Consider the following 22,275-nt stretch of genomic DNA (forward strand, 5'->3'; position numbering starts at 1 on the left):
AAACTAAAAAAATGCAGATTGTTAATTCTGCATTTTTACTATTTTTTAGATTTAATTCTTGATATTTTCTCTTTTATTTTGTCTGTTGATCTTAAATAGAAATTTTTTAGATTTTTACGATAATAATATCCAGTTCCAGCTCCAATTCCTAAAAGAGAAAAAGTTCCTAAAACTACTCCAGTAATAACTGCAGCATTATTTGATTTAGATTTTGAAATGACTGTATTTGGTTTTATTAACGGGAATTTGTTTGTATTATTATTTTTTCTATCAACAGAATTTTCACTATCAATTTTAAGTGTGTCTTCAACTTCTGCAATTTCATTTTTAGATTCAGGTGATTCAGATTTTTCAATTGGTAATTTAGGTTCTTCAACTGGTTGATTAATTATTGAAGATTCATTTTCATCATTTGGAGTATTGATTATAGGATCAGGTAGAGAAGGTGTGCTATCAGGTTTTATTATTGGTGTAGTAACAGTAGGATCAGAAATTATAGATGATATAGTATTAGATTCATCTTCTGATCTTGGTTGAATATTTGGTTTAGGCACTTCAACTGGTTTTGATATTCATTTAGGTTGTTTTTTATCATCTAATCCAAAATCTTTATTATTAGCATAATTTGTTAGTTTTCATCCACTTAAATCATGAGTAAAACTTGAAGCGTTTTTAAACATACTTTCCATGTTTACAGCATTTTTAAGTTTATCATCTCAATTTAAATGTTTTTCCTTATTATTAAAATCTGTGGCTTCAGAAAACATTCCTTTAAAATTTTTTACTTTTGAAACATTTCATTTAGACAAATCTTGATTAAATGACCTACTTTTACCAAACATACCTTCCATAGTTTTTACTTTTGAAACATCTCATTAAGCAATACTTGGATCATTAATATAATTTGTATTATAAAACACATAGCTCATATCTTCTATATTTGATGTATTTCATTTAGTTTCTCATTTTACATATTGATTGTTTCCAGTAAATGCATATTCTAAGCTTGTTATTTCTGGTGGTAAATCTGCTGCAATTGTTGAAACAGTTGGAGGTATTTGTGATATTATTGTTTTTTCATTTTTCTTATAATAACCTATTTTAGTAATTTTTCTATTAAGTCCTTGTCCAGTAACTACATGTTGTTTAGTATTAGCCTGAGCATTATAACTTATTATATTATTCTCACCATTATTTTTATTAACTAGTATTATTGAAGCTGTTATTAAAAATACAGCACTACAACTAGTTAAAATGGTTAATAATTTTTTCATTAATTATTCATTCCTTATTTATCTTTTATATTGCAATTATTCATTATAATTTTTTTCAAGAGTAAGTTATATTTTCTAAAAACTTTTAAGTGTGCTATTAATTAATTAAAATACATATTAAAATAAGTTTATGAAAAATAAAAATAATGAATCTTTTAAAAAAAGACTAGGTAAGAAAATTTTTAAAGCTGCTAAAAAGCCTTTTAGATTTATTTATTGACTTGCAGGTAATTTAACTATACTTAAGTCAAATAAAAAGCTAGGATATATTAGTAAAATTGATGATATTAATAAATTAAATAAAATCATGAAATACTATTATAAAAGAGATGAATTAGTATTATGTGATGATAATAAAATAGAAAATATTAGTTTTTTAACTAGTGATAATGTAAAAATTAAAGGTATTAAATTTATTACTAATAAAGATAGTAAAAAATGAATTATTAGTTCACATTGATTTGCTGGAGAAAAATATTTAGGATTAATTCATACTAAAGCTTTTATAGAACTTGGATATAATATATTATCTTTTGATTTTAGAAATCATGGTGATTCAGAACAAACTGAAGTAATTAGTATGGGTTTATTTGAAAGTATAGACTTAATTGGTGCTATTAATTATTTAATTAGTAATAATGAAGTTGAAACACTTGGGTTATTTGGTATGAGCATGGGTGCTTATATATGTAATTATGTAGCTATTAATCATAAACAATTATTAGATAAAGCAAATGTTAAATTTATTATAAGTGATTCAGCTTATGGATCTATTGAATCATTATTATATAAAAACTGAAAAGAAAGACTACATATTTTAATAAATAAAAAACTAGCTAGAAAAATTATTAATAAAACAATAGATTTACAAAATTTAGCTACAAATCATGATCAAAAAGAATTAAATTTATTTGATATGTATGAAAATCAAAAAATGATTCCAGCAAATGCTCCTATTTTATTTATTCATGGGTGTAATGACCAAATAACACCTCATACAGATTCATTAAGATTATTTATTAATAGATCTACTTATAATAGTGATGATGAGCTTTTAATTTATAATTCATGTAATCATTGTTTTTCTTTTAAAGAACATTATTATCAAACAATTTATAGAATTTTAATGTTTGAAAATAAAATTATTAAAGATAATAGTGCTACTAAATTAGCTTTAGATAAAATGGGTATTAGTGATGAAATTATTAGTAATAATTTTAATGAAATAAAAGAAGTTTCTACTTTTTATTTTTCTAAAAATAAAAACAATATGTTTTAAACTAAATTAAAGATTATAATATTTATATCTTCAATTTAGTTTTTTTATAGTTTATTATATAAGGATTAGTTTTTAAAAATATTTTTAAAATTATTAATATTTTTTACTTATTTATCTTGTAAATTTATAATATATTATCTATAATAATAAAGTCGTTTAATATGATAAGATAATAGCATAGATAAATTTTTATATGCGCCCGTAGATCAATTGGATAGATCGCTTGACTACGGATCAAAAGGTTGGGGGTTCGAGTCCCTCCGGGCGCACCATTTAGAAAATAAATTGTTATTATCTTTAAAACATAATAACAAGTATTCGGGAAGTGGCTCAGTTTGGTAGAGCATTCGGTTTGGGACCGAAGGGTCGCAGGTTCAAATCCTGTCTTCCCGACCATTATAATAATGGGCCCTTAGCTCAGCTGGGAGAGCACCTGCCTTGCACGCAGGGGGTCGACGGTTCGATCCCGTTAGGGTCCACCATATTTGGCGGGGTAGCTCAGTTGGTTAGAGCGTTCGGTTCATACCCGAAAGGTCGAGAGTTCAAATCTCTCCCCCGCTACCATATTTATTTATGGACCTTTAGCTCAGTTGGTTAGAGCATCCGGCTCATAACCGGACGGTCATTGGTTCAAGTCCAATAAGGTCCACCATATTAAAATAAAAATATTTTTAGTATAAAAGAATGGTAGTACGGAAGATTACCCAAGTCCGGCTGAAGGGATCGGTCTTGAAAACCGAGAGTCGGGGAAACCCGAGCGGGGGTTCGAATCCCTCATCTTCCGCCATTTATTAAGAATTTAAAAACAACGCGGGGTAGAGCAGTTGGTAGCTCGCCGGGCTCATAACCCGGAGGCCGCAGGTTCGAGTCCTGCCCCCGCAACCAATGGCCCCATAGCGAAGTTGGTTATCGCGCCTCCCTGTCACGGAGGAGATCACGGGTTCGAGTCCCGTTGGGGTCGCCATTTTTTATGGTCGTGTAGCTCAGTCGGTAGAGCAGCAGACTGAAGCTCTGCGTGTCGGCGGTTCAATTCCGTCCACGACCACCACTTGAACACAAAAATTATAAGTAGTCATAAGACTACTTTTTTTATTTTAAAAAACTATTAAGTATATAATTACTTTATATTTGTACTAGTAATTGGAGCAATAATTATGAAACTAATAGTTTTAGAAAATGAAGAACAAGTTGCAAATAAAGCAGCACAAATCATAAGTGAACAAATCAAAAATAAACCTAATAGTGTATTAGGTTTAGCAACTGGTTCAACACCAATAAATACTTATAAAAAACTAATTCAAATGTATCAAGAAAAACAAATTAGCTTTAAAGATGTTATTAGTTTTAATTTAGATGAATATAAAGATATAGATAAAAATAATAAGCAATCTTATTATTATTTTATGAATAATCAATTATTTGATTTTATTAATATAAATAAAAATAATTGTTATATACCTGATGAAAGTTTTTATAATAACCCAATAGCTTATGATGAACTAATTAAAAAAGCTAATGGTATTGATTTACAACTTTTAGGAATTGGAATTAATGGTCATATTGGATTTAATGAACCAGATTCAAGTTTTGACTCTTTAACTCAAATTGTAGATTTAACCGATTCAACTATTAAAGCAAATTCAAGATTTTTTGATTCAATAGATCAAGTACCAACTCAAGCAATTTCAATGGGTTTACAATCAATAATGAATGCTAAAAAAATTTTATTACTAGCAACTGGAATAAATAAATCTGAAGCTATTTATCATTTAATTCAAGGACAAATTACAAAAAAATGACCTTGTACAATATTACAAAAACATAATGATGTCACAATAATTATTGATAAAAATGCAGCAAGTAAATTAACTAATTTAAAGGCTAATTAGATTAGCTTTTTTTATTTGCTTATTTATAATAATTATTTTATTGAGTTTTTAAAAATATATAATTATATAGGCATTTAATCTGAAAGGTAAATCTATTATGAAAAAAAAGGTAATTTTTGGTAATTGAAAAATGAATGGGACTAATGAAAGTTTGACAGATTTTTTAAACCAAGTAGATAATAAAGTAGATAGTTCAAAAATTATAGCAGGATTAGCTGTACCTTATGTAATGTTACAAACTGGGCTAAAACTTGCAAAAAATGTTAAAATAGCTGCTCAAAACGTACATTATAAAGATAAGGGTGCTTATACTGGAGAAATTTCAACTACAATGCTAAAAGAAATTGGAGTTGAATATGTAATTATTGGACATTCTGAAAGAAGAGAAATGTTTAATGAAACTGATTTAGATGTTAATAAAAAGGCTAAAGTTTTATTAGAAAACAATATAACTCCAATTATTTGTTGTGGTGAAACTTTACAAACTAAAGAAAGTGGAAAAACTATTGAATTTGTAAATAATCAAATTAATATAATGTTTGAAGGTATTAAAAAAGAAGATGCAATCAAAGCAATTATTGCTTATGAACCAATTTGAGCAATTGGTACTGGAAAAACAGCAACAAGTAGTGATGCTGAAGAAGTATGCAAACAAATCAGAAATAATTTAGCAAAAATTTATGATAAAAATACAGCTGAACAAATTATTATTCAGTATGGTGGAAGTGTTAAACCATCAAATATTCAAGAATATTTAAAAATGCCAAATATTGATGGAGCTTTAGTTGGGGGAGCTTCTTTATTAGCTAGTGATTATTTAGGTTTAGTTAACTATAATGAATAAACCAGAGATTAAGTTATTAATATTAGATATGGATGGGACTAGTTATTATAAAATGGGTCCTATTATAGAAAAAAATATTGAACCATTAAAAAAAATAATAAATAAAGGAGTTAAAGTAGTTTTTGTTACAGGACGACCTGTTTTAGCAAAACTAAATAGTTTAAAACATCACGGTTTGTTAGTTGATCATCAATTAATTGCTGGATATAATGCAGCTTGTATTTATGATTTAAGTAAAGATCAAATTTTATTATCAAATCCAATTAGTACAGATAAAGCAAAAAAAGTATTTGATTTAGTAACTAGTGATAAATATAAAAATAGTGGTATTAAAATTTGAGGATATGTTGATGATTTAAAAACTGTAATAACTAATAAATGAACTCAAAATCCAAGTGATTATCATGATGAAACTGTTTTTTTTGATGGTCAAGTTCTTGAATATAAAGATATTAAAGATGATTTTAATTTTAAATTCTTTAAGCTTTTAGGTTTTGATGCAAACAAAGAATTTTATGATATTTTAGTTAATGAATTGAATTTTAACATAGCTACAAATGATAATAAACTAGCTGAAATTAATAAAAAAAATGTTAATAAAAAATTAGCTGTAGAATGATTTTCAAACTATTTTAATATTGATTTGAAAAACATTGCAGCAATTGGTGATGGAATGAATGATTGAGAAATGATAAATCATGTAGGATATAAAGTAGCTATTAAAAACTCAGTTGAACCAATTAAAAAAATAGCAAATATTTATATAGATAAAACAGCTGAACAAGGTGCAGTTGAAGATTTTATTAAACACTATATACTAGGAGAATAAAAATGAAAGTAAAAAGACCAGTTTTACTAGCAATTCTAGATGGTTGAGGAATTAGTGAACCTGATAAGGGGAATGCTGTTGATAATGCAAATATGGTATTTGTAGAGTACTTAAAAAAAACTTATCCTTGACTAAAAGCTCATGCCTCAGGAAAATGAGTAGGTCTTCCAGAAAATCAAATGGGAAATTCTGAAGTTGGACATATTCATTTAGGATCTGGAAGAATCAATCTAGAATCTTTAGCAAAACTAAATCATGAAACAAAAACTAATAACATAGCAAAAAATGATGAAATTGTTAAAACTTTTGAATATGTTAAAAAAAATAATAGTGCTTTGCATTTAATGGGATTGTTTTCAAATGGTGGTGTTCATTCTCATTTTGATCATATGATAACTATTTATAAAGCAGCGATTGATTATGGTATTACAAATATTAAGTTTGATTTAATTACTGATGGAAGAGACACTAAACCAAAATTAGCTTATGATTTTATTAAGGATTTATTAGAATTAATAAAACAAAATAATAATATTGGAATTATTTCTTCAATTAGTGGAAGATATTATGCAATGGATCGTGATAAAAGATTTGATAGATCACGTATTGCTTATAATGCTATTGTTAATAGAAATAATGTTAGATCATTTACAAACATATTAGATTACATACAACAAGAATATATGATAAATCACGATGATGAAATGATTATTCCAGCATTTAATCAAGATGATTTAAATGGTAATTTAAAAGCAAATGATGCAATTATTATGACTAATTTTCGTCCAGATAGAGCTATTCAAATTTCATCAATTTTAACTAATAAAAACTATATAGCTTGACAAAATGAAGCATTTAGCGATGCTGAATTTATTGGAGATAAAATTAGATTTGTTTCTATGATGAAATATTCAGATAGTATAACTTCACCACATATTGCTTATCCACCAAAACCTTTAACAAATACTTTAGGTCAATATTTATCACAACTTGGGTTAAAACAATTAAGAATTGCTGAAACTGAAAAAATTGCTCACGTTACTTTCTTTTTTGATGGAGGAAATGACTATTTTAAAAATGGTTTAGCAAAAAATGATGAAATTACTTTAGCTAATGCTTATATTGATTTAATTCCTTCAGCAAAAGTTGCAACTTATGATTTAAAACCACAAATGTCTGCTGTTGAAATTACAGATAAATTATTAGAAGAAATTAAAAAAGATGAATTTGATTTTATAGTTTTAAACTTTGCAAATTGTGATATGGTAGGTCATACTGGAAATAACAAAGCTACTGAAATTGCATGTAAAACTTTAGATGATCAATTAAAACGTATTCATGAAGAATTTGTTTTAAGACATAATGGAATTATGGTAATTACAGCAGATCATGGTAATGCTGAAATAATGATTGATAAAGATGGACAAGTAAATAAAAAACATACAACTTCATTAGTTCCAATTATTATTACTGATCTAAACACTAAACTAAAACAAAACGATCCAGCAATTGCTAAAGTTGCTCCAACTATTTTAGATTTAATGAATATTGAAATTCCAAAAGAAATGGAATTAGAATCAATGATCGATCATAATTAAAATCTAAAAATAACTAGCACTATCAAGAGTGCTAGTTTTTATTTTTTATAATTTATCCCGAATATGATATAATTTTTGGGAGAAAGGAGTAAAAAATTATGTCATATTTATCACAAATTCAAAATAGAATTGATCACTTTGAACCTGCAAAAATTTTCATTAGTCAGGACTTTTCAGACATAGCTTCTAATGAAACTGTTCGTAGAACATTAAATAAGCTAGTAGAAGAAGACAAAATCAAAAGAATCATCAATGGTTTTTATTATAATCCCTCATATATTGAACTTATTCATGAATATGAACCATTTGAAGTTGAAGAACTAGCATATTCTATTGCTAGAAAATATAATTGAGAAATTGCTCCTTTTGGTATTGCCTGTTTAAATATATTAGGTTTATCAACGCAAGTTCCAGCAAGAATAATTTTTGTTTCTAGTGGTAAAAACAAAATATATAACATAGATGGATGAATTATAGAATTTAAAAAAGTTAGTAATAAAGAAATTTGCAATATGTCTTGAACAACAAAAATTGTTATTCAAGCCATTAAAGAAATTGGTAAAGGCAAATTAACTAAAAAAGACATTAGAATAATTAGAAATAATTTATCAGTACTTGAAAAACAAAACTTACTAAAAGAAGCAAAATACACAACTACATGAATTTTTGATTATATCAAACAAATTTGTAAGGAATAATATGAATAAATTTTATGTAAAAACAAATTCAGAGTTAAGAGCTTTAATAATACGTACAGCAAATACAAAAAGAATACCAAACGCTGTTGTTGAAAAAGATTATTGAGTTAGTTTCTTATTAGATTATATTTTTAGTGAAAGCAAATGATCTAATTCATTTACTTTTAAAGGTGGAACTTCACTTTCTAAATGCTTTAATTTAATTGAAAGATTTTCTGAAGATATAGATTTAATATTAGATTGAAAACTCTTTGGATATGAAAGTAATGAACTATATATAGAAAGAACAAAAAAGGGTCAAAATAAATTTAATAATGAATTAAATGAAAAAGTAGTGGCGTTTTTAAAAGGTGAACTTTTAAAAGAATTAAATGAAAAATTAAAAGAATATAATTTAGAATTTTGAATTGATCCAGAAGATCCTAACAGTATTTTATGTGACTATCCTAAGATATTTCAATCAGATTATTTATCTAAAAAAATTAAACTAGAAATAGGTTGTCTTGGTAAGTGAACTCCTGCTGAAGATGTAAAAATTAAACCTTTAATTTCTGAAGTATATCCTGATGTATTTAAACAATCTGCTATTATAAGAACTATTAGTCCTGAAAGAACTTTTTGAGAAAAAACACTTATTTTACACTCTGTATGTAATAAGTCTGAAGAAAAACCACTTAATACTAGATATGCTAGACATTATTATGATTTGTATTGCTTATACAATTCAATTTATAAGAAAAAAGCTCTTGATGATATAAATTTACTTTTAGATGCTACTCAATTTAAAAAGAAATTTTATTGATCAAAATCTGCAAATTATGATGATGTTTTAGAAAATAAAAATCTAAAACTAATACCAGATGAGTTTAGAATAGAGCAAGTTAAAAAAGATTATGTTGATATGGAAAACATGTTTTATGGACATATTCCATCAATAGAACAAATATTTGAAACACTAAAAAAACTGGAAGTTGAAATTAATGATAAACTAAAAACAAATTAAAAATTTGCAATAATAAAAGCCCCTTTTTTGATTTTTAATCAAATAATAAGGGGCTTATTTTATATTAATAATTACTTTTATTTTCTTGTTTTAACATTATTTCAACAGATCCACTAGTTCCAAGTCTACTTGCTCCAGCATTTATCATTGCAATTGCATCATCATAAGTTCTAACTCCACCAGCAGCTTTAACTTGAGCTTTGTTTTTAACAACTTCACTCATTAATTTAACATCTTTAATATTAGCTCCTGATTTATTAAATCCTGTTGAAGTTTTAACAAAATCTAATCCTGCTTGAACAGCTAATTCACAAGCTTTAATAATTTCTTGTTCTGTTAATAAACAATTTTCTAAAATAACTTTAACAACATGTTCATTAGCTGCTTTTTTAACTTCTTTCATATCATTTAAAACTAAATCATAATCTTTATCTTTTAAAGCACCAATGTTTAATACCATATCAATTTCATCACAACCGTTTTCAATTGCTTTTTTAGTTTCAAAAACTTTAACTTCAGTTAAACATGCGCCTAATGGAAAACCAACAACATTTGTAATACCGACATTACTATTTTTTAATAATTCTTTACAAAAACTAGTTCAACAAGTATTAACACAAACTGTTGCAAAATCATATTGGATTGCTTGATTACATAAATTAATAATATCTTGTTTAGTTGCTTCTGGTTTTAATAAAGTGTGATCAATATATTTATTTAATTTAATTTCCATAAATTTACTTTCTAAATATTTAAAATTTCTTTTAATTCTTTATAGATCTTTTCAGCTTTATTTTCTGCTTTTTGTAAAGAACTATCAACTATTACAAAATAAATTTTTAATTTAGGTTCTGTTCCTGATGGTCTAATTGCAATTCAAGATTTATCTTCTAAATAAATTTTTAATAAATCTTCAGATGGCATATTATATAACCCATTAATATAATCTTCAATTTTAACTACTTTTAAATTATTAATTTGTTTAATTCCTGTAGTTCTTAATAATTTCATAATTGGAGCAATTTTTGAATCTTTTTCTTCAGGTTTAAAGTTTAAATTATAAGTAGTTGTGTAATAATATCCATATTTTTCATATAACTGATTTAAATAATCAACTAAAGTCATATTTTGATTTTTATAATATCAGCAAGCTTCAGCTGCAATAATTGATGCTTGGATTCCATCTTTATCTCTTGTTGAATCATCAATTACATAACCATAACTTTCTTCATAAGCAAACACAAAATTTAAACCATTTAAAGGCTCTTTTAACATTTCTTGACCCATTCATTTAAATCCAGTTAAAGTCTTAACTACATTAGCATTATAAGTTTCACTAGCAATTCTATCACCAAGATCACTTGTTACAAAACTAGAATATAAAGCTGGATTTTTTGGTAATTTATTTAAACGTTTTAAATTACTTAGTTTTCAATCAATTAAAATAGCTCCAGTTTGATTACCATTTAATCTAATAAATTCATTATTATGCTTAACAGCCATACCAAATCTATCAGCATCTGGATCATTTAAAATAATAATATCAGCATCATATTTTTTAGCATATTCTAGTGGTATTTTTCATGCTGGATCAAATTCAGGATTAGGATTAATTACATTTTTAAAAGTTTCATCTTCAAAAGCATATTCTTTTACTTCTATTACTTGATATCCTGATTGTTTTAAAACAATTGGAGTATATAAACTACCAGTTCCATTTACTGCTGAATAAATAATTTTTAAATTAGACTTGCTAGTTTTATTATCTTTATAAAACTCTAAGTTTTTAATCATTTCAAAATATTTATCAATTACAATTTGATCAACTTCTTGCAATAAATCATCATTAGCTTGAAATGTTCAATCTAAAATATTTGAAATTTTATTCATTTCACTAGCAATCAAATCAGTATCATTTGGCATTAATTGGCATCCATATGGATCATATATTTTATACCCATTATATTCAGCTGGATTATGAGAAGCAGTAATTACAATTCCACCAATACAATTTAACTGCTTAGTTGCAAAAGAAACTACTGGAGTTGGTTGTAATTGATTATCTTTAAATAAATAGGCTTTAATGTTAAAACTTGTTAAAATATCAGCAACTAATTTAGCAAACTTTTTAGAGTTATGTCTATTATCATGACCAATAACAACACCTTTATCTAATTGATTTGTATATTTAGTTTTTAATAATTTAACATAAGCAATAGTTACTTTTTTAATAGTATAAACATTAAATCTACCAGGTCCTGCTCCTAAAATTCCTCTAATTCCTGCTGTACCAAATTTTAATTCTAAATTAAAAGCGGCATTTAGTTCGTTATCATCTGCTTTATTTAATAGTTCTTTTAACTCTAGATCTAAATTAGGATGATTAACTCAACTTAAATAAGTTTTATCTAATTTATTAAAGCTCATTTTTTACTCCTTTAATTGTCGTTTTTTGTGTATAGATTTATTATAGCACCTATCAAATATTTTACTATTTTAAAAATCAATACTAATAATGTTGAATTTAACAAATATAAAAATATTAATTTTAAAAGTATAATAGAGTTAGATAAATAGAAAGTTGGTGTATAAATGTTTACATTCACAGATATTATAGAAAAAAAGAAGCATAATATTGAATTAACTCAAGAAGAAATTTCTTGACTAATTAATAGTTATACAAAAAATGAAATTACTGATTATCAAATGGCTAGTTTTTGTATGGCTACTTATTTTACAGATATGACAGCTAGAGAAACTGCTTTTTTAACCAAAGCTTATATTGAATCTGGAGATAGATATGATTTATCTAAAATTAGTGGTTTTAAAGCAGATAAACATTCAACTGGAGGAGTTGGAGATAAAACTAGTTTAGTTTATGCTCCATTAGTTGCTAGTTATGGAATCAAAGTATGTAAATTATCTGGAAGAGGTTTAGGAAAAACTGGTGGAACTGTTGATAAGTTAGAATCATTTCCTGGATGAAAATCAGAAGTTACAAATGATGAATTTGTAAATGTAATTAATAAGGCAAATATGAGTCTTATTGCTCAATCAGATAATATCGTTCCAGCTGATAAAAAAATTTATGCTTTAAGAGATGTAACAGGAACAATAGATTCAATGCCTTTAATTGTTGCTTCAATTATGAGTAAAAAACTAATTGTTGAAAATGATGGGTTAATACTAGATGTAAAAACTGGTAATGGTGCATTTATGGCAACAATAGAAGATGCTAAAGATTTAGCAAATCGTATGATTGAGGTTGGAAAACAATACAACAGAAAAGTTGCAGTAGTTCTTACAAATATGGATAAACCACTAGGAAGAGCTATTGGGAATGCTATAGAAGTTAAAGAAGCTTGAGAAACATTAAATGGTAATGGTCCAAAAGATTTTAATGAATTAATTGCTACACTAGTTGGAATTACTTTATTACAAGCTAAAATTTTTACTGACTTAGCAACTGCAAAACAAGATGTTTTAAAAAGATTACAATCAAAACAAGCTGCACATTATTTAAAAGAATTTGTAACAGCACAAGGTGGAGATTGAAGTGTTTTAGAAAATTATGATGAAGTGTTTAAATGTAAAAACAAAATAGAAATTAAAGCAGTTAATAGTGGATTTATTAGATATAAAAGAGCTGAAGAATTTGGAATGATTTTAATTGAACTAGGTGCTGGTAGATTTAAAAAAACTGATACTATTGATCATGCTGCTGGAATTTATTTAGATAAACAATATGGTGATTATGTTAACGCTGGTGATGTAATTATGACACTTTATACAAATAAAGAAGTAAATCTAAAATGAAAAGAAATGGTTCATGAAACATATGAACTTTTAGAAAAAGAACCAGTAAAAGAAGTAATTTGAGAAATCATTTCTGATGATGTTAAATAAGAAGATTTAATGTTTAAAATCCTATTTATTAATAGGATTTTTTTGTTGATTTTTTTATTATATAAAAAAGCTCTTAAAATTTAAGAGCTTTTATTAATTTATAGTTATTTGATGAGAATTAGAAGCTAAAGAGTTATTATTGGCTTTAGTTCTAATTTCATATGTTCCAGGTTTTAAATTTTTTATTTTATTACTAATAATGTCTTCTCATTGTGAATTTTTATTAATAACACGATATTGCATTATATTATCAACACCAATTATAGTATTTGGTTTTTCTAATTTTACAATATTATAAACATCATTTGTTTTAGTGATTTGAACATTTTGTATATCAGAAGCAAATTTATCAAAACTATCTTTTCATCTAAATTGCAATCTACCAGGAACTATATTTTCTGCTATAAAACTTTCTGTTTTAATATCTATTCATTGATTTAGATTAATTCTATATTGTATTCCTGATTTTACATTAGAAATTAAAACTTCATTTTCACCAACAGCTTTAACTATTGCTTCAGGTTTTTTATCAAATTTTTTAACTTCAAATTCAACTGAATTATCAGATAAATTAAATTTAAATCCTCTTTTTTTAATATCAGTTAATTTAACATCAACTTTATTGAAATTTGTAAAATGATCTAAATATAAAATGTATGAATTTTTATCTTGTTCAACTTCTTTTATTAATGCGTTTTCAATAATAAAGTTTTTTATTTTTAAATTATCAACTTTTTAATTGTCATCTTTATTAATAAATAAAAAAATAAAAAAGGCTTAGTCAACTAAGCCAGATTATTTTTCTTAATGGTGGAGATGGCGAGAATCGAACTCGCGTCCAAGATATATTAATACATACTTTCTACAGTTTAGTCAATTTTCTAATTAAAATATTTAACTAAAATTAACTAAAGGTTAAATATCATTTGCAATTAGATTTCAAATATATTTATTGCAATCATATATTCTATTAAGCTTGGGTAATACGGTTATAAATAAAGCTTAAAATATCTATAATTCGTGAAATACTATAACTAAACTAAGTAGTTATTAAGCAAACATAAAGTTTGCTCCAGCTGATGCATTATTCATCATAAATGCTGGCATTTCAAAAGTTTCTTCGTTTTTATTTGCGTTTTTTTAAACCTAGTAGTATTTATAGTCTACAACACTACTGCTTATATGTATTAAACATATCCTGTCAAATCCATGACATCCCCAGGTTAATTATTTTATAATAAATTGAACTTAATTACTAGAATAAGTATAATTATTTATTACAACTTAATTATAAATTCTTTTAGCTTAATAACTTAAAATAGATAATTTTATTTTTTTGTTATTATTAATTTAATAAGGAGTAAAATGGTGGATTTAGAAAATAAAGAACAAGAGATTTTAGAATTTTATAATAATAAAGAATTTGATAAATGTATAGAAATTATTAAAAAATTAAGATATGCTGATGTTGGTGAAATTTTAAATTATTTAGATGAAAAAATTGCTTTTAATCTATATAAAAAATTAGAAATAAATAAAGCTAGTGAAATCTTTAATTATTTATCTTTTGATTTAAAAGAATATATACTTACTAATTTAAGTCAAACTAAAATTAAACAATTAATTAATGACTTATATACAGATGATGTTATTAATGCTGTTGAAAATATGCCTGTTGAAGTTGTTAAAAGAGTTTTTAATGCCGCTTCAAAAGAACAAAAAAAAGAAATTGCTAGCATTTTAAAATATGATATTGATACTGCTGGAAGTATTATGAGTGTTAATTTTTTATCTGTCAAACAAACTACTACAGTTTCTAAAACTATTAAAGAAATACAAAAAAATCATGACGATTATGATGAAATTGATGATGTTTTTGTAGTAAATAAATTAAATCAATTGGTGGGGAGTATTGAAGTAAAAGATTTAATCTTAAACGACATGAACACTAAAATTGAAGATATTATGAATACTAAAGTGATTAGTATTAATTCAAACCAATCTCAAGAAGATGCAAGTAATGCTTTAAAAAAATATGATATTAGTACTTTAGCTGTAGTTGATAATAATAACGTTTTAGTTGGAATTATTACTTCAGATGATATTATTGATGTTTTAATTGAAGAAACTAATGAAGATATGCAAAAATACACTGGAATAAGAACAAATGAAACTAATTATTTTGATACTTCAATTTTTAAAATGTTTATTTCAAGAATTTGATCATTAGTTTTAATGTTAGGACTAACTATTATTACAAATAGCCTGTTGTTAATAATTTTTCAAAAATATAATTGAACACCTGCTATAAAAACAAAAGAAGAACTATTGTTTATGCTAATTCCACTAAGTATTATTTTATCAACTGTAATTATTTGTTGTGCAAATCAAACTTTAGTAATGATTAGAAGAGCAATTAGTTTAGAACAAATTAATAAAAAAAGTTTAAAAACTATTGCTTTAAAAGAACTTGTGATTTCTTTAATGATTTCTTTTGTTTTAGTTATTGTTAATCTTTTAAAAATGATATTAATTTATGCAGTTAAATATAATGCTAATTTAACTAATATTAATATTTGAAATAGTATTTTAATATCATCAATTGGAATATTTATAAGTATTATATTTGCAAATCTTTTATCATTATTTCTACCACTAATTGTTAAAAAAATAGGAAAAGATTCTTCTTCTGTTTCTTTACCATTATTTGCTCTAATTATTGATATTTTATGTGTTGGTGTATTTTTAGGAATAGGATTACTTGTTTAATATGAGATTAAGAAAAAAAGCTTGAACTGACGAATTTTTAAACCAACACACATCTTATTTAATTAAATATGATAAAAAAATAAATTTAAATGAAATCTTTTTAAATAATAATCCAACTTGTTTAGAAATTGGTTGTGGTAAAGGTCAATTTTTAACAACTTTAGCCTTAAAAAATCCAAATTTAAATTATATTGGTATGGAAAAATCTTCAACAATTACTGCAATTGGATTAAAAAAGAGTTTAAAAGAATTTCAAAATAACTCTAAAAAAATGACTAATATAAAATACTTAAATAAATATGCAGAAAATTTATTAGAAATATTTTATACTGATTCTTTTAGTAGAATTTATTTAAATTTTTCAGATCCTTGACCTAAAGCTAGACATTATAAAAAACGTTTAACATATTTAGGTTTTTTAGACATTTATTCTGATATTTTAATAAAAAATGGTTTTTTAGAATTTAAAACAGATAATGATTCTTTATACAACTTCACATTAGAACAATTAAAATTAACTAATAAATGAGAAATAATTTCAAATACTTTAGATTTATATAATGATCAAGAACTTTTAAAAGATAATGTTCCAACAGAGTATGAAACAAAGTTTCACTTAGCTAATAAAAATATTTATAAAATAATAATTAAAAACTTAAAATAAAATATCTAAAACAGATTCACCTTTTAAATAGTAATTTAAATACACTAAATCATTTTCATTATTTTATTTTTTGTTTAATATACCAGTGAAATATAATACCTATAACATCGAATTTATTTCAGTAAAGATACTACTAAATATAATTTTTGTCTATTACAAAAACAATTACTATTAGCAGAAAATATAATTATAAAATATAACTAACTAATTTTTATATAAAAAAGTCAAACACCTAAAAAGCTATAAAAATTAGCATATTATACTTAAATGTCATCACATATCTTGTTTATAAACTAATAAGCTTAAGAAAAATAGTTTTTTAAACATAATAAAAAACGGCTATGCCGTTTTTTTAACTTTTGAATTTTATTATTTTATTTTTTAAAGATTTTTTATTCAAACCAATAGCTGTTCCACAAATACTAATTGCTAATAAGGTTAAACCAGAACCTATGCTAATTGCTATTTTTTGAGTTTTATCTAAAGAATGAGGATCAATTTTATTTTTTGACTCATTAATTACATTAGTTATTTTTGATGAATCATTATGCGAAAAATACTTATCTTCTTTGCCTATTGCTCTTAATAATTCATCATATTTTTTTAGTTTTTCTTCAGCTTCTACCTTATATTTTAATAATTCATTTTTTGAAGTATATTCGTTATTTAAAAGTTCTTTAAATTCTTCTAATTCTGCTTTTATTTTCAAATAGTCTTTTAAGATGCCTTGAAGTTTTTTGTTTTCTTCTAGTAATTTGTTACTAAAAGTATATTCTTTATCTAATAAATCTTTTGTTTCTAAAAGTTTTTTTTCAAGTTCTTCTAGTCTTTTTTTGTATGTCTCATTTGTGCTTTCATTTTTTAGAATAATACTTGTGTCATTGTTATTTTTTAAATAAATAGCTGTAATAATTGATAAAACTAGTAAAAAATTAATACCTAAAATATTGAATAATTTCTTCATAATTATTTAATCCTAATATATTTCATATATTATAAACTATTCAATTATATTTACAATTTTTAGAAAATACAATCCATATTTTAAAAAAATAGAAAAAATAATAAAAGACTGTTAAAAAAATCATAAACAAAACCCTAGAATCCTTAAAATTTATTACTTAGGAAATCTTGGTAGTTTATTACCTTTAAAATCTGGATGAGCATCTTTATTAAAATTAGTTCAACCTGTGTAGGTTATAACATTTTCTGTGTGGACATTTTTTGATAGATTTCTTGTATCTCAGTTACTTAAATCTTGATTAAATGATTTTGCACCATAAAACATACCATTCATATTAATTACTCTTGAAACATCTCAAGATGATAAATTTTGATTAAAGTTTTTTGCTTCATAAAACATACTATGCATATTAGTTAAATTTGAAACATCTCAAGATGATATATCTTGATTGAATTTTTGTGCTCCAGTAAACATACTACTAATATCTGTTACATTTGAGGTGTTTCATTTTGATATATCTTGGTTGAATTTTTCAGCTACTGAGAACATAACTGACATATTTGTAATATTTGAAGTGTCTCATTTATCAAGATTAATTATTTGAGAATTTAGATTAAGATGAAACGCTCGGTTTAATGAAGTGATTTGTTTAGGTAAGTTTTTAGGAACTTTGTTAACTGTTTCAGGAAATTTTTCTATTTGAATCTCTCCATGTGAATTTTTAAAATAACCTATTTCTAGACATTCAGTTTTGTCATCATTATAGATTGCTTTTTTAAGTTGTTTTACAAGAACAGGATGTTTAGATCTATCAACTTTATTTACTATTTTATAAGTAACAACTCCACTAACAACTCCAGCTATAGTAATACCACCTAAAGTTGACAACAAAATTATTAATGATTTTTTTCTTCATTAATTTAGATTTCCTTTCTATCTTAAGATTATAAGTATATAAGGTATACAACTTATATAAAAAATAATGTTACATTTGTATTTTATCAATAACAAGTAGTACTTAATAAATTAAAAATATAAAAATAACTTTTAAAAACACTTAATTTGCTACCTTTTATAATAAATTAAAAAAATGAAATAAGCGTAAAGGTATTTTTTAACAAATAATTTAACTGCATTTAGATATACATAATATTTTTTTATAATTTTTAATTATTCTTATGAAAATTAAAAAATTTAGTTAGTAGAATATTTTTTTATTATATAGCTTGTATAAGTTATTTATTGTTTTTAATTACTTTCTATATTTATTAATTATTTCGTTAACAAGTTTTTTAATTTTATTTATTTTTGTATTAACATAAAATTTATTTAACTTAAATTTTGGCTGTTTTTGTTCTAAATAAAAAATAGTGATAGACTATCAAAATTTTTTTACCTACCTATACTTAGAAAATTTATAAATAATGTAAGTAAAAGTATAAAACTAAAATTTATTCTTAATATTATAAATTTAGTAAATCTTTTAGATCTTATAAAAGAGAAATATTCAACTTGTAACTGACTTAAATGAAAAACTTTATCTTAAAACAAATACTAAGTGTTGTATTACAAAGTCATTAGAAACTAATTTAAATAATTAAGTTAGAATTGACTTTATTAAAAACAATTAGATGAAAGCAGAAAAGTAAAATCTATAAATTATAAATGTAATATTTTACTGTCTATAAAAAACATTTTAAAAAAAATTAAATTTTAAAAATTAAGAAACTTTATGAAAACCTATTATAAATTTAATAAAAGCTAAACTATCAAAAATTATTGTCAATTTAAATCAAAGATATAAAATTAATATAAAATAAATAGGCTATTTATAGAATAAAAAAATGTAAATGGAGTGTTATCATATGAGTTCAAACAAAAAGAATACAATCATAGATTTGTTTGCTGGAGCAGGTGGATTAACACTTGGTTTTACACAAAATAATTTTGAAATACTTGATACTGTAGAATTTTGGCAACCTGCTGTTGATACATACAATTACAACTTTAAAAAAAATATAACAGTTAAGGACATTACTAATTTGAATGTTAGACAATGTCTACAAGATAATTATAAGAGCAAAACTGACTTAGTGATTGGTGGTTTTCCTTGCCAAGGTTTTTCAATGGCTGGTAGAAGAAGTAAAACAGACGAAAGAAATCAACTATACAAATATACTATAGATGTAATTGCACGTTTGCAACCATATGGATTTGTGCTAGAAAATGTAAAGGGTATTTTATCATTTAGAGAAGATGATGGTATACTTGTAATTAATAAAATCAAAGAAATGTTAAATAAACTTAATTACTACACAGAATTTATTTTGGTAGATAGCTCTAAATTTGGTGTTCCTCAAAAGAGAGAGAGAGTAATTTTTATAGGGTGCAAAGATAGACAAAAAGTTGATGAGGTCATTAATAAACTAAGGTCATTTAATGCACCAATTGTTACTGTAAAACAAGCAATAGGTCACTTAGAAGAAATTAAAGACGAGAATATCATTGCAAATCATATTTTTTCAAAGCATTCAGAAGATATGAAAAAAAGATTATCAAATCTTAAAGAAGGGCAAAGTTTATCTAAAAATTTTTCTGATGCCTTTAAAAGAATTTCATATGATAAGCCGTCTCCAACAGTAAAAGAAAATCATGGAGGTGTGCATGTACATCCTGTTTTGCCAAGAGTTTTAACTCCAAGAGAATTAGCAAATTTACAATCATTTCCAGAAGATTTTATTTTTTTAGGAACTAAATCAAGTGTATTAAAACAAATAGGAAATGCTGTCCCTGTTAAGTTGTCTTTTGAAATAGCTAAAATAGTTAAGGAGATTTTTTTTAATGAATAACTATTATAAAATAGCTTTAGAGTTGCAGGATATCGTAACTGAAATAATAGGAGTTATTTGGTTCTAAAAAAAATGAATTAGAAATAAAAGTAGAAGAATTAAATGTTCTACAAAGAAATAATAATTCTATTAACTCATCAACTGCAATAGGTTATTTAATAGAAGAATATGTTATTGTAAAACTTTTAAATTATTTTAATTCTCAACAAAATAAAAAAGAAATTAAAATGAATGTAAAAAAAGTTTCTAATCAAAATAGTTATGATTTTGCTATAGTTTATAAAAATCATCTTTTCTATATAAATTTAAAAACCTATCAAAAAAACAATAATGCAATAGCTGCAATTAAAAAACTTTATGATGACTATGTAGAATATAATGGTGTATTTCCATTACATTTTTTAATTTTTAAAATCAACTACAATATAGGGTTATCGAGTGATAATGAAAATATTAAAATAATTATTAATAGCACAGAATCTTATTTTTTAGAAGAAATTAATTTTAGTGAATGACATCAAGATAAAAGATCTTGATCAGAAGCAGTTGATTTTAATTCCGGAAGACTACAAGTATCAAATAAATTTTTAAAGAATCATCTTTTAGAAATTGATAACATATCGTATGAAAAAACTAAGGAACAGTTAGCATTAATATATAAATTAAATAGAAATAAAGAAGACAAATAAGAATACATTTTTTTAAACTTTTTTATCAACTTCTTTTTTGTTTTTAACTCTATTAGTAACAAAAAGCTTTTCAATGTTTTATGCATCATTTTTATTTTGTTTTTTTATTATTATTTTTAAAAGTCATTTCTCTTTCTTTAAAAACTCTTATAAAAAAGTTTAATCTCATTAATTCATAAGTAGCAATTAGATTAATCATTGTAGACATATCATTATTTAAATGATAATCATCAAAAGCTTTATAATATAAATTTCTATTTATATACTTAATATCAATAGGATAAAATCCATTTTTCATTAATTCTAAATTAATTATAAGTCTACCTGTTCTACCATTTCCATCAATAAAAGGATGAATTGTTTCAAAATCTAAATGGAATTTAGCAATTTTTTTAATGATATGTTCATTTGAATTGCGATATCAATCTAATAATTGTTCAAGCTTCGATTCTATCATATAAGGCTGAGAAACATCATGTTTAGCCCCTGAAATAAAAACAGGAATATTTCTATAAACACCGGCATTTACTCTGTTGTTCATTAAAACTAAATTATGAATATTTTTAATGTTTTTTTGATTAATTTTAATATTTTTACTAGCTAAGTCTACCATAAATCAAAATGCTTCTTTATGATTAATTGCATCTAAATGATATTGAAGTGGTTTTTGATCAATTGTAAGACCTCTTTTTAAGACTAGATAAGTTTCTATTTGTGTTAGTGTACTACCCTCAATGGCATTTGTATTATATGTATATTCTATTAAAAAATCTTCATACAATCTTCTAGTTTCTTCTTCTGTTAAAGGTTTATAAGAATCAACTATTTTTTTTCTTTTATCAACCAACTCTAATAAATCAACATCTAGTAAATCTAAAGGATTATCTAAATCTAAAGGTATTTTATACTCATTATTTTCTTTTGTATAATCAAGTATTTTATTTTCTTCAATTAATCTTAATATTTCATTTTCACTAATTTTTCACTTTTTACTTGCTTCTTGTATTGAAATAAACATCT

General features: G+C 24.2%; 18 protein-coding genes, 9 tRNA genes, 1 other RNA gene and 3 pseudogenes. 21 read left to right on the plus strand and 10 right to left on the minus strand.

Annotated elements, in window-relative coordinates:
• Window positions 1-38: 38 nt before the first annotated feature.
• The 3 genes and pseudogenes from MSB_RS03725 to MSB_RS05280 all read right to left on the minus strand — a co-directional run bounded on the left by MSB_RS03725 (window position 39) and on the right by MSB_RS05280 (window position 1,274).
• Window positions 39-680: a MyrrCad domain-containing protein gene (locus MSB_RS03725; protein ID WP_274376980.1), complete on the minus strand. Its 642-nt coding sequence runs from the start codon at window positions 678-680 to the stop codon at window positions 39-41.
• Window positions 654-860 (minus strand): annotated as a pseudogene (locus MSB_RS05360) (BspA family leucine-rich repeat surface protein); the annotation flags it as partial. The gene MSB_RS03725 and the pseudogene MSB_RS05360, both read right to left, overlap by 27 nt.
• Window positions 861-875: 15 nt before the next feature.
• A complete protein-coding gene (locus tag MSB_RS05280; RefSeq protein ID WP_013448013.1) occupies window positions 876-1,274 on the minus strand; it encodes a BspA family leucine-rich repeat surface protein in 399 nt (132 codons plus the stop codon).
• 130 nt (window positions 1,275-1,404) lie between these two features.
• On the opposite strand from MSB_RS05280, the gene MSB_RS03735 reads away from it, so the two are divergent.
• The 16 genes from MSB_RS03735 to MSB_RS03810 all read left to right on the plus strand — a co-directional run bounded on the left by MSB_RS03735 (window position 1,405) and on the right by MSB_RS03810 (window position 9,414).
• Window positions 1,405-2,553 (plus strand): alpha/beta hydrolase, encoded by a 1,149-nt coding sequence (locus MSB_RS03735; RefSeq protein WP_013448014.1) that lies wholly within the window; start codon window positions 1,405-1,407, stop codon window positions 2,551-2,553.
• Window positions 2,554-2,748: 195 nt separating this feature from the next.
• A tRNA-Arg gene (locus tag MSB_RS03740) sits at window positions 2,749-2,825 on the plus strand.
• A 47-nt stretch (window positions 2,826-2,872) separates the two neighbouring features.
• Window positions 2,873-2,949, plus strand: a tRNA-Pro gene (locus MSB_RS03745).
• A 10-nt stretch (window positions 2,950-2,959) separates the two neighbouring features.
• A tRNA-Ala gene (locus MSB_RS03750) sits at window positions 2,960-3,035 on the plus strand.
• 5 nt (window positions 3,036-3,040) lie between these two features.
• Window positions 3,041-3,117 (plus strand) — tRNA-Met (locus MSB_RS03755).
• Window positions 3,118-3,128: 11 nt separating this feature from the next.
• Window positions 3,129-3,205 (plus strand) — tRNA-Ile (locus MSB_RS03760).
• A gap of 42 nt (window positions 3,206-3,247) precedes the next feature.
• Window positions 3,248-3,340: transfer RNA gene (locus MSB_RS03765), tRNA-Ser, on the plus strand.
• Between the two features lie 22 nt (window positions 3,341-3,362).
• Window positions 3,363-3,438: transfer RNA gene (locus MSB_RS03770), tRNA-Met, on the plus strand.
• Between the two features lie 2 nt (window positions 3,439-3,440).
• A tRNA-Asp gene (locus MSB_RS03775) sits at window positions 3,441-3,517 on the plus strand.
• Window positions 3,518-3,525: 8 nt separating this feature from the next.
• Window positions 3,526-3,601 (plus strand) — tRNA-Phe (locus MSB_RS03780).
• 106 nt (window positions 3,602-3,707) lie between these two features.
• Entirely contained in the window at window positions 3,708-4,442 is a 735-nt protein-coding gene (nagB, locus tag MSB_RS03785) for a glucosamine-6-phosphate deaminase (RefSeq protein WP_013448015.1), read from the plus strand.
• Window positions 4,443-4,539: 97 nt separating this feature from the next.
• Window positions 4,540-5,286, plus strand: a complete 747-nt coding sequence (gene tpiA, locus MSB_RS03790; RefSeq protein ID WP_013448016.1) for a triose-phosphate isomerase — start codon at window positions 4,540-4,542, stop codon at window positions 5,284-5,286.
• A complete protein-coding gene (locus tag MSB_RS03795; RefSeq protein WP_013448017.1) occupies window positions 5,279-6,115 on the plus strand; it encodes an HAD-IIB family hydrolase in 837 nt (278 codons plus the stop codon). The genes tpiA and MSB_RS03795 overlap by 8 nt, the downstream gene beginning before the upstream one ends.
• A 2-nt stretch (window positions 6,116-6,117) precedes the next feature.
• Window positions 6,118-7,713 carry a 2,3-bisphosphoglycerate-independent phosphoglycerate mutase gene (gpmI, locus tag MSB_RS03800; protein ID WP_013448018.1) on the plus strand — a complete coding sequence of 532 codons (1,596 nt, stop codon included), beginning with the start codon at window positions 6,118-6,120 and terminating at the stop codon, window positions 7,711-7,713.
• Between the two features lie 98 nt (window positions 7,714-7,811).
• A complete protein-coding gene (locus tag MSB_RS03805) occupies window positions 7,812-8,411 on the plus strand; it encodes a DUF6088 family protein (RefSeq protein WP_013448019.1) in 600 nt (199 codons plus the stop codon).
• A gap of 1 nt (window position 8,412) precedes the next feature.
• Complete coding sequence (locus tag MSB_RS03810; protein WP_013448020.1) at window positions 8,413-9,414, plus strand: nucleotidyl transferase AbiEii/AbiGii toxin family protein; 1,002 nt, start codon at window positions 8,413-8,415, stop codon at window positions 9,412-9,414.
• A 64-nt stretch (window positions 9,415-9,478) separates the two neighbouring features.
• Here MSB_RS03810 and deoC read toward each other — a convergent pair whose 3' ends face one another.
• The gene (gene deoC / locus MSB_RS03815; protein WP_013448021.1) at window positions 9,479-10,147 is read right to left on the minus strand and encodes a deoxyribose-phosphate aldolase; all 669 of its coding nucleotides are present in this window, start codon (window positions 10,145-10,147) and stop codon (window positions 9,479-9,481) included.
• Window positions 10,148-10,158: 11 nt separating this feature from the next.
• The gene (locus MSB_RS03820) at window positions 10,159-11,841 is read right to left on the minus strand and encodes a phospho-sugar mutase (protein WP_013448022.1); all 1,683 of its coding nucleotides are present in this window, start codon (window positions 11,839-11,841) and stop codon (window positions 10,159-10,161) included.
• Between the two features lie 165 nt (window positions 11,842-12,006).
• Here MSB_RS03820 and MSB_RS03825 point away from each other — a divergent pair, with 165 nt between their 5' ends.
• The gene (locus MSB_RS03825) at window positions 12,007-13,320 is read left to right on the plus strand and encodes a thymidine phosphorylase (RefSeq protein ID WP_013448023.1); all 1,314 of its coding nucleotides are present in this window, start codon (window positions 12,007-12,009) and stop codon (window positions 13,318-13,320) included.
• Between the two features lie 93 nt (window positions 13,321-13,413).
• On the opposite strand, the pseudogene MSB_RS05440 reads toward MSB_RS03825, so the two are convergent.
• Both MSB_RS05440 and ssrA read right to left on the minus strand, forming a co-directional pair.
• Window positions 13,414-14,055, minus strand: a pseudogene (locus tag MSB_RS05440) (MAG6410 family transglutaminase-related lipoprotein); the annotation flags it as partial.
• Window positions 14,056-14,128: 73 nt separating this feature from the next.
• Window positions 14,129-14,540: a transfer-messenger RNA gene (ssrA, locus tag MSB_RS04625) on the minus strand.
• A 145-nt stretch (window positions 14,541-14,685) separates the two neighbouring features.
• Between ssrA and mgtE the strand changes: the two genes are divergently transcribed.
• Both mgtE and trmB read left to right on the plus strand, forming a co-directional pair.
• On the plus strand, window positions 14,686-16,089 hold the full coding sequence (gene mgtE, locus MSB_RS03840; RefSeq protein WP_013448025.1) for a magnesium transporter: 1,404 nt from the start codon (window positions 14,686-14,688) through the stop codon (window positions 16,087-16,089).
• Between the two features lies 1 nt (window position 16,090).
• The gene (gene trmB / locus MSB_RS03845) at window positions 16,091-16,753 is read left to right on the plus strand and encodes a tRNA (guanosine(46)-N7)-methyltransferase TrmB (RefSeq protein WP_013448026.1); all 663 of its coding nucleotides are present in this window, start codon (window positions 16,091-16,093) and stop codon (window positions 16,751-16,753) included.
• Window positions 16,754-17,105: 352 nt separating this feature from the next.
• Here trmB and MSB_RS03850 read toward each other — a convergent pair whose 3' ends face one another.
• Together MSB_RS03850 and MSB_RS03855 are read right to left on the minus strand one after the other, a co-directional pair.
• Window positions 17,106-17,717, minus strand: a complete 612-nt coding sequence (locus MSB_RS03850) for a hypothetical protein (protein ID WP_013448027.1) — start codon at window positions 17,715-17,717, stop codon at window positions 17,106-17,108.
• Window positions 17,718-17,870: 153 nt separating this feature from the next.
• Complete coding sequence (locus MSB_RS03855; RefSeq protein ID WP_231833540.1) at window positions 17,871-18,608, minus strand: BspA family leucine-rich repeat surface protein; 738 nt, start codon at window positions 18,606-18,608, stop codon at window positions 17,871-17,873.
• Between the two features lie 974 nt (window positions 18,609-19,582).
• Here MSB_RS03855 and MSB_RS03860 point away from each other — a divergent pair.
• Together MSB_RS03860 and MSB_RS03865 are read left to right on the plus strand one after the other, a co-directional pair.
• Window positions 19,583-20,566 (plus strand): DNA cytosine methyltransferase, encoded by a 984-nt coding sequence (locus MSB_RS03860; RefSeq protein ID WP_013448029.1) that lies wholly within the window; start codon window positions 19,583-19,585, stop codon window positions 20,564-20,566.
• Window positions 20,559-21,255, plus strand: a pseudogene (locus MSB_RS03865) (UpaP162 family type II restriction enzyme). The gene MSB_RS03860 and the pseudogene MSB_RS03865 overlap by 8 nt, the downstream one beginning before the upstream one ends.
• 91 nt (window positions 21,256-21,346) lie before the next feature.
• Here MSB_RS03865 and MSB_RS03870 read toward each other — a convergent pair.
• Window positions 21,347-22,273: a Fic family protein gene (locus MSB_RS03870; protein WP_013448031.1), complete on the minus strand. Its 927-nt coding sequence runs from the start codon at window positions 22,271-22,273 to the stop codon at window positions 21,347-21,349.
• Window positions 22,274-22,275 lie beyond the last annotated feature (2 nt).

This window comes from Mycoplasma leachii PG50 (assembly GCF_000183365.1).
GTDB lineage: Bacteria > Bacillota_I > Bacilli_A > Mycoplasmatales > Mycoplasmataceae > Mycoplasma > Mycoplasma leachii.